The sequence below is a fragment of the Pseudomonas sp. BGI-2 genome (assembly GCF_004310295.1).
Classification (GTDB): Bacteria; Pseudomonadota; Gammaproteobacteria; order Pseudomonadales; family Pseudomonadaceae; genus Aquipseudomonas.
Map to the genome: position 1 here is coordinate 1 of NZ_SISB01000060.1, position 16379 is coordinate 16379.

The 16379-nt window shown below is 59.3% G+C and carries 15 protein-coding genes and 3 pseudogenes; 8 read left to right on the plus strand and 10 right to left on the minus strand.

Going from position 1 to position 16379, the window contains the following annotated elements; all coding sequences use genetic code 11:
* Positions 1 to 136: 136 nt before the first annotated feature.
* Positions 137 to 1222: a Fic family protein gene (locus tag EYC95_RS28055; protein ID WP_131063221.1), complete on the plus strand. Its 1086-nt coding sequence runs from the start codon at positions 137 to 139 to the stop codon at positions 1220 to 1222.
* Between the two features lie 7 nt (positions 1223 to 1229).
* Here EYC95_RS28055 and EYC95_RS28060 read toward each other — a convergent pair.
* From EYC95_RS28060 to EYC95_RS28075, 4 genes and pseudogenes are all read right to left on the minus strand, one after another.
* A pseudogene (locus EYC95_RS28060) lies at positions 1230 to 1556 on the minus strand (molybdopterin-binding protein); the annotation flags it as partial.
* Positions 1547 to 1891: a gamma-glutamylcyclotransferase family protein gene (locus tag EYC95_RS28065; protein ID WP_131063222.1), complete on the minus strand. Its 345-nt coding sequence runs from the start codon at positions 1889 to 1891 to the stop codon at positions 1547 to 1549. The pseudogene EYC95_RS28060 and the gene EYC95_RS28065, both read right to left, overlap by 10 nt.
* A gap of 33 nt (positions 1892 to 1924) precedes the next feature.
* Positions 1925 to 3019 carry a D-alanine--D-alanine ligase gene (gene ddlA, locus EYC95_RS28070; RefSeq protein ID WP_131063223.1) on the minus strand — a complete coding sequence of 365 codons (1095 nt, stop codon included), beginning with the start codon at positions 3017 to 3019 and terminating at the stop codon, positions 1925 to 1927.
* A gap of 10 nt (positions 3020 to 3029) precedes the next feature.
* A complete protein-coding gene (locus EYC95_RS28075; protein ID WP_131063224.1) occupies positions 3030 to 3671 on the minus strand; it encodes a LysE family translocator in 642 nt (213 codons plus the stop codon).
* Positions 3672 to 3824: 153 nt separating this feature from the next.
* Here EYC95_RS28075 and EYC95_RS28080 point away from each other — a divergent pair, with 153 nt between their 5' ends.
* The gene (locus EYC95_RS28080) at positions 3825 to 4634 is read left to right on the plus strand and encodes an AraC family transcriptional regulator (protein ID WP_131063225.1); all 810 of its coding nucleotides are present in this window, start codon (positions 3825 to 3827) and stop codon (positions 4632 to 4634) included.
* A gap of 77 nt (positions 4635 to 4711) precedes the next feature.
* Positions 4712 to 5080, plus strand: a complete 369-nt coding sequence (locus EYC95_RS28085) for a cupin domain-containing protein (protein ID WP_131063226.1) — start codon at positions 4712 to 4714, stop codon at positions 5078 to 5080.
* Between the two features lie 11 nt (positions 5081 to 5091).
* On the opposite strand, the gene EYC95_RS28090 is transcribed toward EYC95_RS28085, so the two are convergent.
* From EYC95_RS28090 to EYC95_RS28100, 4 genes and pseudogenes are all read right to left on the minus strand, one after another.
* Positions 5092 to 5691, minus strand: a complete 600-nt coding sequence (locus EYC95_RS28090; protein ID WP_131063227.1) for a flavin reductase family protein — start codon at positions 5689 to 5691, stop codon at positions 5092 to 5094.
* A 57-nt stretch (positions 5692 to 5748) separates the two neighbouring features.
* A complete protein-coding gene (locus EYC95_RS31125) occupies positions 5749 to 6309 on the minus strand; it encodes a methyl-accepting chemotaxis protein (protein ID WP_371928443.1) in 561 nt (186 codons plus the stop codon).
* Positions 6289 to 7113 (minus strand): annotated as a pseudogene (locus EYC95_RS31130) (PAS domain-containing protein); the annotation flags it as partial. The gene EYC95_RS31125 and the pseudogene EYC95_RS31130, both read right to left, overlap by 21 nt.
* 80 nt (positions 7114 to 7193) lie before the next feature.
* Positions 7194 to 8507: an MFS transporter gene (locus EYC95_RS28100; RefSeq protein WP_131063229.1), complete on the minus strand. Its 1314-nt coding sequence runs from the start codon at positions 8505 to 8507 to the stop codon at positions 7194 to 7196.
* Positions 8508 to 8707: 200 nt separating this feature from the next.
* Here EYC95_RS28100 and EYC95_RS28105 point away from each other — a divergent pair, with 200 nt between their 5' ends.
* Entirely contained in the window at positions 8708 to 10126 is a 1419-nt protein-coding gene (locus tag EYC95_RS28105) for a short-chain fatty acid transporter (protein WP_131063230.1), read from the plus strand.
* A 34-nt stretch (positions 10127 to 10160) separates the two neighbouring features.
* On the opposite strand, the pseudogene EYC95_RS28110 reads toward EYC95_RS28105, so the two are convergent.
* Both EYC95_RS28110 and EYC95_RS28115 read right to left on the minus strand, forming a co-directional pair.
* Positions 10161 to 10505: pseudogene (locus tag EYC95_RS28110) on the minus strand (DUF86 domain-containing protein).
* Entirely contained in the window at positions 10502 to 10792 is a 291-nt protein-coding gene (locus EYC95_RS28115) for a nucleotidyltransferase family protein (protein ID WP_131063231.1), read from the minus strand. The pseudogene EYC95_RS28110 and the gene EYC95_RS28115 overlap by 4 nt, the downstream one beginning before the upstream one ends.
* 235 nt (positions 10793 to 11027) lie before the next feature.
* On the opposite strand from EYC95_RS28115, the gene EYC95_RS28120 reads away from it, so the two are divergent.
* The 4 genes from EYC95_RS28120 to EYC95_RS28135 all read left to right on the plus strand — a co-directional run bounded on the left by EYC95_RS28120 (position 11028) and on the right by EYC95_RS28135 (position 16379).
* The gene (locus EYC95_RS28120) at positions 11028 to 12725 is read left to right on the plus strand and encodes a molecular chaperone HscC (RefSeq protein WP_131063232.1); all 1698 of its coding nucleotides are present in this window, start codon (positions 11028 to 11030) and stop codon (positions 12723 to 12725) included.
* An 11-nt stretch (positions 12726 to 12736) separates the two neighbouring features.
* Complete coding sequence (locus EYC95_RS28125) at positions 12737 to 14428, plus strand: J domain-containing protein (RefSeq protein WP_131063233.1); 1692 nt, start codon at positions 12737 to 12739, stop codon at positions 14426 to 14428.
* 74 nt (positions 14429 to 14502) lie between these two features.
* Positions 14503 to 15675 carry a hypothetical protein gene (locus tag EYC95_RS28130; RefSeq protein ID WP_131063234.1) on the plus strand — a complete coding sequence of 391 codons (1173 nt, stop codon included), beginning with the start codon at positions 14503 to 14505 and terminating at the stop codon, positions 15673 to 15675.
* 179 nt (positions 15676 to 15854) lie between these two features.
* Positions 15855 to 16379, plus strand: coding sequence for an SET domain-containing protein-lysine N-methyltransferase (locus EYC95_RS28135; RefSeq protein WP_131063235.1), 525 nt, complete (start codon positions 15855 to 15857; stop codon positions 16377 to 16379).

Genomic DNA, 16379 nt, shown 5'->3' on the forward strand with positions numbered 1-16379 from the left:
GAGCACGAGTTCGGCAGCCTCGCGTTTGAATTCAGCAGAAAAGGAACGGCGTTGTTTGGTCATCTGACACCTCGATCTGGCGAGCATTCTCGCCTAAATGGGTGTCCGGTTTCATTAGACCACTACAGTAGACGTATTGAGCGAGTTGGAGCATCTACGAAGGTTGCGGCTAGAGGGGGATACACCCGCACCGGTGTTTTTCCAACTGAAGGCGATTTTTCACACACTGGAAAGCCTGGGATCGGCACGGATCGAGGGTAACCACACAACCTTGGCCGACTACCTGGACAATAAAATTGAGGGTAAGGCAGCTGATAGCGATCAGTTACGTGAAGTGGCCAACATCGAAAAAGCCATGAACTACATCGAAGAAATCATGCGTCCAGGTGAGCCTTTGACGGAGCGGATTATTCGAGAAATCCATGCGATGACGGTCCAGGAACTGGAGCGCGAAGGTGATAGAACTCCTGGTGCCTACCGTCAAACTCCTGTACGTATCGCACAGTCTGAACACCTACCACCTGAAGCCATTCAGGTCCCAGGCTACATGGAAGAACTCGTGGCCTTTGTGAATCACGATGACTTGCCAAAGTACGATCTTATGAAAGTTGCCCTGGCTCATCATAGATTCGGATGGATTCACCCCTTCGGAAATGGTAATGGGCGCGTGGTGCGTCTACTCACCTATGCACTCCTGATGAAGTATGGATTTAACGTAAACACAGGTGGGAGAGTGCTGAATCCAACAGCCGTCTTCTGTAACGACCGTGAACGCTATTACGCGATGCTTGGTGTAGCAGACACCGGGGCAAAAGCAGGTCTCGAAACATGGTGCGTCTATGTGTTGGAAGGCGTTAAGGATGAGATTGCCAAGGTGGACCGACTCACTGACTATGCCTACCTCAAACACTCAATCCTTACGCCTGCAGTCGAATTCGCTCGTCAGCGCGAGTGGATTACTAAAACAGAAGAGGCTGTTCTGGATACAGCAATCACTGAAGGCGTTGTTAAATCTTCCGATCTGGCAAAGACGCTACCGAACCTGTCAGCTAGCCAACGCACCTATTTGATCAAAAAACTGGTCAGCCAAGGAATGCTCCTTCCAATCAACGAAGGAGCAAGGCAGTACACCATCGGGTTCTCAAATAATTACTTGATTCGAGGCGTAATCAAGGGCCTAAGAGAGCAAGGTTTCATCCCCGCCCCTCTGGAAAACCCTTGAAGGCGAATCAGGCCGGTACACCCAAAATAATATGCGAAGCCTTGATCACCGCCGTCGCACTCACGCCCGGCGCCAGCCCCAGTTCTGCAACCGTTTCACGGGTAACGATCGAGTAAACCTCGCTGCCACCATCAAGTTTAATGACGACTTCAGCGTTCACCACGCCATCGGTGACACTGGTGACTTTGCCCTCCAGGCAGTTGCGCGCCGACAGACGAATGTCACTGGACTCGGTCATCAGCATTACCCACGGAGCCTTCACCAGCGCGACCGCTTCCTTGCCGACCGCCAAACCCAGGCTTTTCACGCTTTCATGTTGCGCAACTAAGCGCTCACATACACCCAAGCTTCAATCCCGGATTGAAGGACCACACTGACCCGCTTGTAATCCGACACTTCATAGCTATCGGCGGCGGCCAGTTCCTCGGGGGTGATCTGGAACACCATCCCCGGAATTGGCGCGCTGCTGTCGCTGCCCGGACGAAGAATCGGATGGTGATTCTTGCCGCTAGTGGCCAACACCTCAGGGTCGGTAATTTCAACCCAGGACTGCTCGTAACTTAGCATCGCGTCGGCACTGCCGGCCAGCTCGCGCCCGAAATTGGCCTGTTGCACGGCTTTGTCCTGCAAGGTGCCGTAGGAAAACAGGGTCACCATTGAATCGCTCATCCATAAATCCTTGATTGAATAGTCGTGCGCCGCTCAGCGAGCGATCTTCAGCGCTTGCCGTGCCTTGTGTTTCTCCAGCGCCAGATCGATCAAGCGGCTGACCAGCTCGCTGTACGTCATGCCGGTGGCTTGCCAGAGTTTGGGGTACATGCTGATGCGGGTAAAGCCGGGCAACGAGTTGATTTCGTTGATCAGTACTTCGCCGCTGTCGGTCAGGAACACATCGACCCGCGCCAGACCGGAGCAGCCGAGCACTTGAAACGCCTCGACGGCCAAGGCGCGGATACGCTCACTGGCCTCGCTGCTGATGTTGGCCGGCACCACGACCTCTGCCGCTTGAGTGTCGATGTATTTGCTGTCGTAGGAGTAGAAGCCGCTGCGCACCACGATCTCGCCACACCCGCTGGCGATGGCGTCCTCGTTGCCGAGTACGGCGCACTCGATCTCGCGGCCGCTGACGGCGGACTCGATCAATACTTTTTCATCGAAACCCAGGGCCAGTTCAACTGCCGCCGTGTACTCGGCTTCGTCGCTGACCTTGCTCACGCCCACGGACGACCCCTGGTTTGCCGGTTTGACGAACAGCGGCAGGCCGAGTTTGCCGTGGACCTCGGCGAACCCGGTGCGTGCGGCGCTGGCGCGGGTCAGGGTCACGAACGGCGTGACCGCCAGCCCGGCGTCACGTAGCAGGCGTTTGCTGATGTCCTTGTCCATGCAGACTGCAGAGCCGAGCACGTCGGAGCCGACAAAGGGCAAATCCGCCATGCGCAGCAAGCCTTGCAGGCAACCGTCTTCACCCAACGTGCCGTGCACAATCGGGAAGATCACGTCGACGTGGCCCAGCAGTTCCTGGCCGGAGGTTTCGACCAATTGCTGACTGGCCTTGCCCGGCACCACGGCCAGTTCCCGGTTGGACTGGTTGAGGGCGATCAGGGCCGGGTTTTCCTGATTGAGCAGGAAGTTCGAAGGGTCGTTGAGGTGCCAATGACCTTGCTTGTCGATGCCGATCAGCACCGGTTCGAAGCGCGACCGATCCAGCGCATCGACGATGTTTTTCGCCGACTGCAGCGACACTTCGTGCTCTGCCGAACGACCACCAAAAATAATGCCTACCCGCAGTTTGCTCATTCCATACACCTCAACGATTGGCCACCAGATGCGCGCCGAACAGCAGATAGCAACTGCCGGCGAAGCGATCCAGCCATTTGCGCGAACGCTCATAGGCGCCCGCGACGCGACGGCTGGCAAACAGCAGTGCGACGCTGCAATACCAACTGAACGACAAGGTCGCCATCGTCAGCACGGCCAGCGCGAGCAACATCGGCGGCGGAGAGGCAGGCATGGCCGTGGCGAAAATCGTCGCGACGAACAGCGCTGCCTTGGGATTGGTCATATTGCCGACAAAGCCCCGGCCATAAGCCGAGAGCAGCGTGCGCCCCACCCCGTTCAACGAGACGCTGTCGCCCGGCATCACCGCCGGAGTGCGCTTGAACTGCTTCAAGCCCAGATAGATCAGGTAACAACCACCGGCAATCTTGAAGCTTAAGTACAGCGTCGGCGCCGCACTGAACAGCGACTTGATGCCCAAGCCTCCCGCCAGTCCCCAGAGCACGGTGCCAGTCGCCACGCCCAATGCGGCCACCACGCCATGACGACGGGAGCAACTGGCGGCCAATTGCGCGGTATTGAAGAAGTTGGGCCCCGGCGTCACTACCGCGACCGTCCATAACAGCGCCAGAGACAACAGCGGTGCAGCGTAGCTCAGATGAGTCATTTCCATGGTGTGAGGCGCCTTCGTGGCTTCAGAGAATGCTCGATACCTTGCAACATTTACCGGAGGTTTTCTAGCAGCCCCATGGGTTTTATCGGCCAGCAGACAGGTGAGGGGGCACTGGGTTAACGTGTTCTTCATTGACCTTAAGACAACATCGCCATGGCCAAGCACACGCCTCCCATCGACTGGTTCCACCGCGCGCCCAACATCGGCGGGCTGGAGCGTATCGAGGCGTTTTTTGCCGGTCACGGCTACGACCTTCATCGCCACGACACCTATGCGATCGGCCGCACGCTGGCCGGGGTGCAGAGCTTTCAATACCGCGGTGGTTGGCGTCACAGCCTGCCGGGCGGCACCTTGGTCCTGCACCCGGATGAACTCCACAATGGCGAGGCCGGCACGGACAGCGGTTTTCGCTACCGCATGATGTACATCGAGCCGGCGCTGATCCAACAGATACTCGGCGGCCAGCCATTGCCGTTTATCAAGACAGGCCTGTCCACTGATCCACACTTGTTCGCCGCCACCGATGTGCTGATGCGAAGCCTGGATGACCCGCTCGACCCGCTGGAAGAACAGGACGCATTGTTCGATCTGGCACACGCCTTGAGCACCGTCTCCGGCGCGCCCGGTAAACGCCAGCGCTTCGACTACGTGGCGGCGGAGCGCGCGCGGGAGCTCATCCACAGTGCCCTGGATCGCACCGTGACCCTGGAGGAACTGGCGCAACACAGCGGCCGGGATCGCTGGAGTCTGTCGAGGGATTTTCGCCTGTTGTTCGGCACCAGCCCTTATCGATACCTGACCATGCGTCGTCTAGACCTGGTCCGCACACTGCTGATCCAGGACCAGTCACTGGTCAGCGCCGCGCTGATCGCCGGCTTCACCGACCAGAGCCACATGACCCGGCAATTCAGCAAGACCTACGGTCTGTCGCCGGCCAGGTGGATGAAAATGCACCGCCGCTGAGCCGCGCACAATCGTACAAGAAGCCTGCTGTCGTGCTGACTATCGTGGAGTCACGATCAACCACGAGAGCTTGCGTCATGACCGCTTATCAAAGCCTGAACTTCGCTGAAAAAATCGCCCGGATCGACTCGCACTGGAGCCCTCGGGTCATCGCCGAGATGAACGACTACCAGTTCAAAGTGGTGAAGCTGCTGGGGGATTTCATCTGGCACGAACACCTGGATACCGACGAGACCTTCATTGTTCTCGAAGGGCAATTGCGCATCGACTTTCGCGACGGCCACGTTCTGTTGAACGCGGGCGAAATGTATGTGGTGCCAAAGGGTGTCGAGCACAAACCCTCCGCCGTGCAGGAAGTGAAACTGCTGCTGATCGAACCCAAGGGTGTACTGAACACGGGCAGCGAAGGCGGCGAACGCACGGCGCAGAATGACATATGGGTGTGAAAGGCAGCGGCCTACGGCTGCAAGGTCTGGCCGTCCACCGGGTCGCCGATCGTCAGGAAATGCCCGCCAGCCACATGGTGCAAGGTGCGTAATGCATCATGCCCTTGGAAGTGCCAGCGACCCTCGCTGAACACGCGTTCATCGGCCTGAGCGGCAATCACCTCGGCCAGGAACAGGTCATATTGCTGATGATTATTGGGCTCTGGCAACAGTCGGCATTCCAGCCATGCGACGCAACCTTCAAGCATCGGTGCGTCGATCAGCTCACCGTTGAACGTCTGCAGGCCATAGACCTGAAACTTGTCCAGGCCCTGCCCCTGAGTCAGTTCCAGGCCAGAGGTCGAGCCAACGGTCTGGGCGATATCGGCCTGGGCAGCGCAGGGAACGTTTAAAACGAAGGTTCCCGACGCTTCCAGCAGTTGTCGGGTCCAGGTGGACTTGTCCAGCACCACGGCGATTTTCGGCGGCTCGAAGTCCAGCGGCATGGCCCAGGCGGCAGCCATGATATTGCGCTGGCCGTCATGCGCCGCGCTGACCAGCACGGTTGGCCCGTGATTGAGCAGGCGATAAGCCTTGGACAAGGGAACCGGACGGCGGTGAGAAACGCTCATGAGGGCTGCTCCTTTGGAAAACGCCGATTGTAGCGATTTCCAAAAGGTCCGCAGGTATCAAGTCGCCAGTTGATTGGCAAACTGCCCGACCGCGTTCACCACTTTCTGCGCGCCGTCCTGGATCTCGACGATCACCGTGCCCGCCTCCGCCGCCAGCGCCAGGCCCTGCTCTGCCTGGAGTTGACCGTCGGTCATCAGGGCCACGGCATTGCGCGCCATGTCCTGGTTCTGGCGCACCACGCCAACGATTTCATCGGTGGCCTGGCTGGTGCGCGAAGCCAGTTGCCGGACCTCGTCCGCAACCACGGCAAAACCTCGGCCCTGTTCACCGGCACGCGCCGCTTCGATGGCCGCGTTAAGCGCCAGCAGGTTGGTCTGTTCGGCAATGCCGCTGATGGTTTTGACGATGGTGCCAATCACCAGCGATTGCTCGTTCAGCGCCTCGATGCCTTCGCCGGCGGTTTGCATGTGCCTGGCCAGCTCACGCATCACGTCCACTGCCTGGGTCACCACGGCAGTACCGCGCTGGGCGCTTTGATCGGTTTGCCGGGAGGTGCTGTAGGCGATGTTGGCCGCTTCGGCGACCGCCTGCTCCTGATTGACCTGATCGGTGATCACCGTGGCGAACTTCACCACTTTGTAGAGCGTGTTGTTGGCGTCCACCACTGGGTTGTAGGACGCCTCCAGCCAGACCACACGACCGTGGTTGTCCTTACGCTTGAACCGGCCAGCCACAAACTCGCCGGCGTTCAGGCGGCGCCAGAAATTCTGGTATTCAGCGCTGTTGTGCTCCTCCGGTTCGCAGAAAGTACGGTGATGTTTGCCTTTGATCTGCGCCAGGCTGTAACCCATGCCGCTGAGGAACCGCTCGTTGGCCGCCAGCACGTTGCCATTGAGATCGAATTCGATGACCGCCGTCGAACGCACCAAGGCGCCGATCAGGTTTTCATGCTCGCGGGACGCTTCGATGGTGCGGGTCAGGTCGCTGGAGTAAATCGAGAAGTGTTTGATGCGACCTTGCGAAGACCGCACCGGTTGCGCGATCGAGCGCAGCCAGGCTTCCTGGCCATTGCCACGCAGCAAGCGCACGGTGCCGGCAAAATGCTCACCACGGGTCAGCGCAGCCTTGAAGCGGTGGTGGAATTCGTCCGATTTCACATGGGCCGGGACGATGTCTTCGAGGTGCCGGCCAATCACGTCGCTGCTCTTGTAGCGCATCTCGCCGAGGAAGTTCTGGTTGACCGATTGAATCCGCCCATCAGGATCCAGGGTCAGAACCAGCATCTCGCTTTCCAGACTTTCCTTCACTTGTTGAAGGCTGGAGAGTTCTTCGCGAAGAGCCGACAGCTCCTGCTTCAAGCGTTTGTTGAACATGGAAAGCACCGATGGACAGGGATGGAAAGCGGTATGCAGCCTAACCATCGGCCTTGCGGATGTTTTCTGAAGAGTGTTTCAGGGTTGTCCTACAAAAATAGTTGCGGCACATCTGACAGACTGTTCATTCATGCCGCGCCGGCGGCCGGGCGGCGTTCGATCCGTGGCATCCGCGCACCGAAGTAAGCCGCGCTGCTCACACCCACCGCGCCCATTACCGCGCTGAAGATCACGCAAATCCACGGACTCCATGGCATCAGGCCGATCAGCAACAGCGGTGTGATGCTCGCCCATGCCGCGTAGGCAATGTTGTAGGTAAAGGAAATCCCCGAGACGCGAATCCGCGCCGGAAACAGGCTGACCATCACCGACGGCACCGCGCCGACCACCCCGCAACCGAGCCCGGCAATCGCATACGCCAAGCCAATCCACTGGCCGCCGCTGATCAGGCACGTGTAGAGCACGCCAATGCCAAGGGGCAACAGCAGGCTATAGAGCATGACCGTGCGCCAGGCACCGATGCGATCGACGAGCAGCCCGGCGAGTACGCAGCCGATGTTCAGGAACACAATGCCCAAGGCACTCAAGGCGAAGGTGTGGCTGGCGGTCATGCCGAAGGTCTTTTGCATCATGGTCGGGGTGATGACGACGAACACCACCACCGCCGACGTCAGCACGCAGGTGAGGATCATCGCCGGCAATATCGCCAGACGATGTTCACGCAAGACGGTGCGCAACGGCAGCTCGACGGCGGCATCGCGCTGAGCCTGCATGGCCATGAACACCGGGGTTTCGCTGAGCCAGCGGCGCAGCCAGACACCAATCACCCCAAACACGCCGCCCAGCAGGAACGGGTAACGCCAGGCGTAATCGAGGATTTCCGCCGGGGTGAACGCCTGCGCCAGAAAGGTCGCCGTCAGGGCGCCGATCAGGTAGCCAAAAGTCAGCCCGGCCTGCAGGAATCCGAGGGCATAACCGCGATGCCCGGCCGGCGCGTGCTCGGCGACGAACACCCAGGCACTCGGTACCTCACCGCCTACCGCCGCGCCCTGCAGCACGCGCAGGAACAACAACAGCAGCGGAGCGAAATAGCCGATCTGGGCGTAAGTCGGCATGATCCCGATCAGCAGGCACGGCAGCGCCATCATCAGGATGCTCAAGCTGAAAACCTTCTTGCGCCCCAACCGGTCAGCGAAATGCGCCATCAGAATCCCGCCCAACGGCCGCGCAAGGTAGCCGGTCACGAAGATCCCGAAACTTTGCAGCAAGCGCAGCCACTCGGGCATGTCCGGCGGGAAGAACAGCTGGCTGAGGGTCAGCGCGAAAAATACGAAAATGATGAAGTCGTAGATTTCCAGCGCCCCGCCAAGGGCCGCCAGGCCAAGGGTCTTGTAGTCCGAGCGGCTGAACGGCGCCGGGCGCGAGTGGGTGTCGGCAGTCATGAAAGAACTCTGGCATGGGCAAAAAACCAAGGCGTCCATGGTCTACGCAAACGCGCCCACGGACAACCCGTTAGACCAAAGTCTCAGACTGGTTAATCTTCGTCACAAAATATGACTGATTGATTTACTGTTGGCACCTGTACGGACGGGTCTTCGCGGCCTCAAAGACCACAATAAACATAAAAATTCGAGGTACTCCCGTGGCCGCTGATATCGAAGATACCCGCTCCGCCCGCTTTGCCCTGCGCTGCTCAAGTTTTGCCGAACGCTGGTTCCCCGACTCCTGGGTATTTGCTGCGCTGGCGGTGATCATCGTTGCAGTTGCCACCATGGCCATGGGTGCCAAACCCTCCGATGCAGCGATGGCCTTCGGTGATGGTTTCTGGAGTTTGATCCCGTTCACCATGCAGATGGCGTTTGTGGTGATCGGCGGGTATGTGGTCGCGAGCTCCCCGCCTGCGGTGAAGCTCATCGACCGCTTGGCCCGGATCCCGAAAAACGGCCGCTCGGCCGTCGCCTGGGTCGCGCTGATTTCCATGGTCGCGTCACTGCTGAACTGGGGCTTGTCGCTGGTATTCGGCGGTCTGCTGGTGCGCGCCCTCGCCCGCCGCACCGATCTGAAAATGGATTACCGCGCTGCCGGTGCTGCAGCCTATCTGGGCCTTGGCGCTGTGTGGGCCTTGGGCCTGTCGTCGTCCGCCGCGCAATTGCAGGCCAACCCGGCCAGCCTGCCGCCGTCGATTCTGTCGATCACCGGTGTCATTCCGTTCACTCAAACGATCTTTCTCTGGCAATCCGGCGTCATGTTGCTGGCACTGATTGTGATCTCACTGATCATTGCCTACGCCACGGCGCCAGGGCCGAGCACGGCCCGCGACGCCGAAGCCTGCGGCATCGACCCGAGTTTCAACCTGCCACCGCTGCAACCGCGCACCCGTCCCGGCGAATGGCTGGAGCACAGTCCGCTGCTGACGATTCTGCTGGTGCTGCTGGCGGCGGGATGGTTGTTCCACGAGTTTTCGACCAAACCTGCGATCAGCGCGATCTCGGGCCTGAACACTTACAACTTCCTGTTCATCATGCTCGGCGCGCTGCTGCACTGGCGTCCACGCAGCTTCCTCGATGCCGTGTCCCGCGCGGTGCCGACCACCACCGGCGTGCTGATCCAGTTTCCGCTCTACGGCTCGATCGCTGCGCTGATGACCACGGTCAAAGGCTCCGACGCTCAGACCCTGGCGCACCACATCTCGACCTTTTTCGTCAGCATTGCGTCCCACGACACCTATGCGGTGCTGATGGGCGTTTACTCGGCGATTCTCGGTTTCTTCATCCCCTCCGGCGGCGGTAAATGGATCATCGAAGCGCCGTACGTCATGCAAGTGGCCACCGACCTGAACTACCACCTGGGTTGGGCCGTGCAGATCTACAACGCGGCTGAAGCCCTGCCGAACCTGATCAACCCGTTCTACATGCTGCCGCTGCTGGGCGTGCTCGGGCTGAAGGCGCGGGACTTGATCGGCTTCTCGTTCGTGCAACTGCTGGTGCACACGCCGCTGGTGCTGTTTCTGCTGTGGGCGCTGGGGACGACGTTGACGTATACGGCGCCGGTGATGCCGTAAACGAAATTGATTGCACCTGCTGGGGCAGGTGCAATCAGGTTCGATCGATGGGTAAAACCTTCAACAACTCAGGCAGTGCCGTCTGAACGGTATCCCACACCACTTCAAGATTGATATCGAAGTAGCCGTGAGCAATACGATTGCGCATACCTCGCATGCTGCGCCACGGCACCTGAGAGTTTTCTCTCGCAAAATCCGAATAGCCATCCATTACTTTAGTGGCTGCTTCACCAATAATGATGAGGCTCATGATCACCGCTTGCTGGGTACGTTAGTCTTCAAAAAACTCTTCTTTACTCAAGCCCTCGACAAAGATCAGCGCATCGCCAGCGGCTTGTCGCATATGGTCAAGGTAATCGCCGAGACGGTTAACAGTCATACCGGACGAGCCTGTTCGAGTACTTGCTGACGAAATTTCAGCGGAAGATCTCCCGGCGTCAGCAGATCAACACTGACCCCCAGCAAATCCTCAAGCTCGACTTGAAGCCCTCCGAGATCGAAAAGCGTGGCCCCTGGGAGAGCGTCCACCAGCAAATCAAGGTCACTCCCCTCTTTATCTGTTCCGAGTAACGCCGAACCGAATACACGAGGGTTGGACGTACGAAATCGACCGACGACCTCGCGGACGGCTGCTCGTTTTAGATCCAGTGCAATAGAAGGTTTCATGGTTGACCTTTGCCAAGTCCAGTAATGTGCCAGTCTAGCAGTGCTTGGAAACGGTAGACACCGCACCTCTTGTAACCCTCTGTCACATCCCACGCCATCCAGACCAAACCACGTTCCGTCGCAAATAATAGCTCAGTGCCACTACTTTCCTTTACCGCCCCGCTGCTCCGGTAATATCCTTGCGCGAATATTATCTGTTTCAACTTTTTGCAGGCCGGAAAGGGAGTTCATCGCAATGATCGTAGGGATTGACCTGGGGACCACCAACAGCCTCGTCGCCGTCTGGCGTGGGGAGTCCAGCGAGTTGGTGCCCAATGCCCTGGGGCAGTTCCTCACTCCCAGCGTGGTGGGTCTCGATGATCAGGGCCGCGTGCTGGTCGGCCAGGCCGCTCGCGAGCGTTTGCACACCCACCCGCGCCAGACCGCTTCACTGTTCAAGCGGCACATGGGCAGCGCCACGGAAGTGCGACTGGGTGACAGGTCATTCCGTCCCGAAGAGCTGTCGGCGCTGGTGCTCAAAAGCCTGAAGGAAGACGTCGAACGGGCCTTCGGCGAAACAGTGCATGAAGCGGTGATCAGCGTGCCGGCCTATTTCAGCGACGCCCAGCGCAAGGCCACGCGCATTGCCGGTGAACTGGCGGGTTTGAAGGTTGAAAAACTGATCAACGAGCCGACCGCGGCGGCGCTGGCGTATGGGCTGCACCAACGGGACAAGGAAACCTCGTTCCTGGTTTTCGACCTCGGTGGCGGCACTTTCGACGTGTCGATCCTGGAACTCTTCGACGGCGTCATGGAAGTGCGCGCCAGCGCGGGCGACAACTTCCTGGGCGGCGAAGATTTCGACAGCGTGCTGCTGGAACATTTTCTCGAGCACCATCGCAACACCGATAACTTTCCTGACCGCGCCAGCATCATCCAGCCATTACGTCGCGAGGCCGAGCGCGTGCGCAAAGCCCTGGGCCAGGACAGCAGCGCCGAATTCAGCCTGCGGGTCGACGGCCAGCAATGGACGCAGCCCATCACCCAACCCCAACTGGCCACGCTCTACACGCCGTTGCTCGAACGCTTGCGCACACCGATTGAACGGGCCCTGAGAGACGCGCGCATTCGCGTCAGTGATCTCGATGAAATCCTGCTGGTGGGCGGTACGACGCGCATGCCGCTGGTTCGCAAACTGGCGGCTGGCCTGTTTGGGCGCTTCCCTTCGATCAGTCTCGACCCGGACGAAGTGGTGGCCCACGGTGCGGCGATCCAGGCGGCTTTGAAAGCACGCTCCGCAGCCCTGGAAGAAGTGGTGCTGACGGACGTCTGTTCCTACACATTGGGCATTGAGACGACTACCCAGATCGGCCAGCAATATGAAAGCGGGCATTACCTGCCGATCATCGAGCGCAACAGCATCGTGCCGGTGAGCCGGGTCAAGACGGTGTACACGCTGCAAGATAATCAGGAACACGTGCTGCTGAAGATCTTTCAGGGCGAAAGTCGCCTGGTCAAAGACAACGTCGCGCTGGGCGAACTGGACATCAAAGTACCGAAGCGTAAGGCCGGCGAAGTCGCCCTCGACGTGCGCTTCACCTACGACAACAACGGTTTGCTCGAAGCCCAGGTGGTCATCCCGCTGACGGGCGACAAGCATTCACTGGTCATCGAAAACAATCCCGGCGTGCTCACACCCGAGGAGATTCAGCAGCGATTGGAGGGACTGGCGCTGTTGAAGATTCATCCTCGCGATCAGCAGGTCAACACGGTGTTGACCGCACGTCTTGAGCGCCTCTATCAGGAAAGCCTGGGACAGATGCGTGAACAGATCGGTCATTGGGCCAAACAGTTTCAGCACGTGCTTGATTCTCAGGACGAACGCCGGATTCGTGAAGCGCGCAGCGAACTGACCCAGCAACTGGGCACGCTGGACAACGGCCTCTGGCAGTAAGGAGCGGCAACATGGATTGCTGGTCTGTGCTGGAACTGCCCGAAGACGCCGACGCGCGCACTATCAAACGAAGCTATGCGCGACTGCTGAAAATCTTCCGGCCCGATGAAGATCCGGAAGGCTTTCAACGCTTGCGTGAAGCCTATGAGCAAGCGCTGGGTGTTGCGCAATGGCGGGCCGAATACGCCGCCGAAGAACCTGAAGTCGCAACGGCCGACGTCGTCGAACAGCCGAATCACGCCAACCTCCAGGCGTGGTCCGATGTGCTCGACCTGCGTCCGTTGAACCTTGAAAGTCCGCCCCCTCTTCGCTCACTGAACCTTGCGCCGTCCAATCCCGCGCCCCTGCACGAACCGGTCATCGCGCCGCACGAGCTGGCAGCGCGTGCATTGCTCGACGGGCTCTCGGCGCAGAACCTGTCCGAGCGCTGGGCACAAGCGCAACAACAGCACTGCGCCCAAGCGTTTGAGAAATGGCTGCTGGCGTTGTGCTTCGATCATCCGGGTCTGCGCAATTCAATTGCCGCCTGGGCGGTCCAGCACCTCGATTGGCTCGCGCCCTGGCAAAACGTCGAAATGACCGAGTGGCAGCGAGACGCCCTCGCCAGCGGTTTGCTGCAGGATTATCGGCAGGCGCTGCAGGAATTGCTCGAAGACAAGAAAGAACGTGAGTTTCTTACCCTGCTCAAAAGTTACACCGCACAACCCTGGCTGCAGGTGTTCGATCGACGCCAGGAATGGCAGCGAATCCTTCTGCAACTGTTCAACGACACTGAATGGAGTCTGCCGCTGTTCGACCGCGTCGGACAGGTGTTTGGCTGGGACGATAAAAAAGGCATTCATCCGGAACCTGCGTCGACCTGGGAGGCACTGATCGAGCGCTGCAATCAGGAAAGCTTCTACGAAAGCCTGCGGGTCAAGGCGCAAGACAACCGGACCTGGCTCCCCGCCGACGTACAGGCCGCGCATCTGTTGATGAACCCGATGAAGCCCGGGCAACAGAAGAAAATGATCGACGGCTTTGGCCAGAACGAATGGCAGGCCTGTCATGACCTTGCGCACACCCTTAAGTGGCGTTACCCGGAATTGCGTTTGCGGTTGCCCCACGCCGATGTTTTTCACTGGCGACGTTTCCTGCCGCGCCCCATCACCGACGAAACCTGGGTGCGTGTCTGGGCGGGCATCGCACTGGCGCTGTTTTTGTTTTGTTTCCCGGCCCAGTACAAATCCCATGGCTACAGCATCAGCATCCCAATGATATTCACCTCTTTGGTATTCGCCTGCGTTCCGGTCTGGTTCCTCCGTTTCGCCATGAGCTGGTGGGTGCCGATCATCTCGCATGCCATTGTCCAGGACCTGTGGCTGACCGAAGGCCTGGTCCCCCGCCACTGGAACCCGGATACCCGCTGGCTGGTGGTGCGACATGGCGTTCCGCAAGCCGTCGTCACGCTGCTGTTCGGGCTTCTGTTGGGTTGGCCGGGCATGGCGACTTATGTAGGTTTTGGGCTGATCGGCCTTTTGCACAAGCGCCGTATCGGTCAGCTCGCCCCTGAATTGGCCGCTCGGCGTCCATGGTTGACCGCACTGCATTGGTCGCACTTCAGTCCTTTGCAGTTGGTGTTTTTGCTGGTGATGGTCGGCTTCATCTTCGTGTGCCGAATGTATTTCCCGGAGTATCACCTGACTCATTTGAGGTTCAGCTGAGCGATTACCGGCCGATCTGCTTTAGTAACTATCGCCCGCGATCAACGCGGTCCCACGCTGAAAAGGATCTGAGCATGTTCAAACTGACAGGACTTTCCCTCGCGGCGCTCACCCTGAGCGCCGCCGCCCACGCCAATGTCGATCTGAAACTGGGCAGCACCGAACGCGTCACGCGGTTGTTTGCCTACCCCAACAACTGCAACGTCGTTTGCTTCCGCAACTGGACGCTTGAGCAGACCGTCGAGCACTACCTGACCCAAAGTGTGCGGCGCGACGGCTACAGCACCGCGAAAGTGCGGGTCAAAACCGATAACGATCAGCTTTACGCCGACATCAGCGGCGTGCCAAAGAGCTATGAAAAACCGTTGGCAGCGCTGCTCAATGCCGGTGATCTGGCCTACACCGGCGCCAAAAAACTCAACGTTGATGGCAAGTGGGCTTACAGCTGGAATCTGTTCCTGCCCCTGGGCATGGCCCTGGAAAACCGCAAGAGTGTCGAACTGCTGCATTTCCCGCCGGATTACTCCCTGACCCAGGCCCAGGATTACCTGCGGTCCGCCACCACTGATCGCTGGGCCACCCTGCTGACGAACAACGGAATCCCCACCGATCAGACACCGGGCTACCAGACCATCATCGACATTGCACCGATCGCCGCGCCGGCCAGTGCTGGCAAGGATCTGGAAGGCGTCTACGACTACTTCAAGGACTACCAGACCACCATGGTCAAGGAAGTCAGCCAGAACGCCCGCGGTGACGCATTGCCGATGGTTGCGTTCGGCGCGCCGGTGCGTAACTGGATCAAGCAGCAATACGGGCCGACCGTCAATGTGCTGGGTCTGGCCACGATCAGCCCGAGCGCCGGATTGAAAGTGCCGGTGCTGGGCTCCAACCACCCGAGTTACATCTGGTACGCCGCCAATCCGGAAAGCTACACCGGCGACGATGCTCAGGCCCAAGCCGACGCTACGGGCCTGAAAGTCATGGGTCAGGACTTGAGTGCCGCCTGCTGGCAGGCCGGCATGGGAAGCAAACCGGGGACCGACCCTGCCGTTCAGCTGAAAAGCTGCACGCAGACGTGGCAAGTGACCCGCAAAGAAAAAACCTGCGAGCTGTTCTACACCTCGATTCGCAACCTGACGCCTGAACAAGCCGTGGCCAAGTGTGCGACAACGCCGATCCAGTCCCAGCTCAAACAGCTGCAAGCCCCGGCGCCTGCGGCGGTGATCCCTGCGCCTGCGCTGTAATCGCCCTTGCACTTTTGCGCGTGAGCGTAGGCTGACGCGCAAAAGCGCACTTTGCTCCTGTCAGTTCTGACAGTAGACCCGTCGTTTCAATTGCGAGAATCTTGAGGCATACCCTGTGTTGCAGGGCTGACAGGATCGTCAGTTTTGGAAGTCGCAACGCGCTGCCGACAAGGATCGTTATGAAACCTCACCCCCTGCACGGGACCGTTGCGAAACCTCCCGAAGAAATCTATCCCTACACAGAGCTTGCGCTGAACCTTGGATTTCCCTCCCGGGCCGACTTCGAAATTGTCAACAACGCCGATGGGGCGGCGGTGGCCGTTGCGGCCCTGCGCGATTTCCCCCGGATCAGTCGAATCTGCCGCGTGTCGGGGCATCTCCTGCCTTATCGCCATCGACATACCCGGCAACTGGCGCCTGGCATCCACGTCTATGACCCACACTTCAGCGGGCTGCTGAGGCACTCCTGCGACCCCAATGTCTTTTTCGACATGAGCGAACTGTCATTGTGGGCACTGAAGGACATTAAGAAAGGCGACAACCTGACGATGGATTACGCCGCGACCGAAGACAAACTGCTGCGCCAGTTCGCCTGTCAGTGCGGGTCACCGGAGTGCCGAGGCTGGATCACCGGCTACGATGAACAGCCGAACGCCGACGGCCAGTTGTATTACCACCACTGGCGTCGGCGCAGTCTCTGTTGA

Coding starts and splice junctions, on each gene's coding strand:
- EYC95_RS28115 (WP_131063231.1), bottom strand. CDS start 10,792: ATGAAACCTTCTATTGCACTGGATCTAAAACGAGCAGCCGTCCGCGAG.
- EYC95_RS28080 (WP_131063225.1), top strand. CDS start 3,825: ATGGCCAAGCACACGCCTCCCATCGACTGGTTCCACCGCGCGCCCAAC.
- EYC95_RS28100 (WP_131063229.1), bottom strand. CDS start 8,507: ATGACTGCCGACACCCACTCGCGCCCGGCGCCGTTCAGCCGCTCGGAC.
- EYC95_RS28120 (WP_131063232.1), top strand. CDS start 11,028: ATGATCGTAGGGATTGACCTGGGGACCACCAACAGCCTCGTCGCCGTC.
- ddlA (WP_131063223.1), bottom strand. CDS start 3,019: ATGAGCAAACTGCGGGTAGGCATTATTTTTGGTGGTCGTTCGGCAGAG.
- EYC95_RS28085 (WP_131063226.1), top strand. CDS start 4,712: ATGACCGCTTATCAAAGCCTGAACTTCGCTGAAAAAATCGCCCGGATC.
- EYC95_RS28075 (WP_131063224.1), bottom strand. CDS start 3,671: ATGGAAATGACTCATCTGAGCTACGCTGCACCGCTGTTGTCTCTGGCG.
- EYC95_RS28130 (WP_131063234.1), top strand. CDS start 14,503: ATGTTCAAACTGACAGGACTTTCCCTCGCGGCGCTCACCCTGAGCGCC.
- EYC95_RS28135 (WP_131063235.1), top strand. CDS start 15,855: ATGAAACCTCACCCCCTGCACGGGACCGTTGCGAAACCTCCCGAAGAA.
- EYC95_RS28090 (WP_131063227.1), bottom strand. CDS start 5,691: ATGAGCGTTTCTCACCGCCGTCCGGTTCCCTTGTCCAAGGCTTATCGC.
- EYC95_RS28125 (WP_131063233.1), top strand. CDS start 12,737: ATGGATTGCTGGTCTGTGCTGGAACTGCCCGAAGACGCCGACGCGCGC.
- EYC95_RS28065 (WP_131063222.1), bottom strand. CDS start 1,891: ATGAGCGATTCAATGGTGACCCTGTTTTCCTACGGCACCTTGCAGGAC.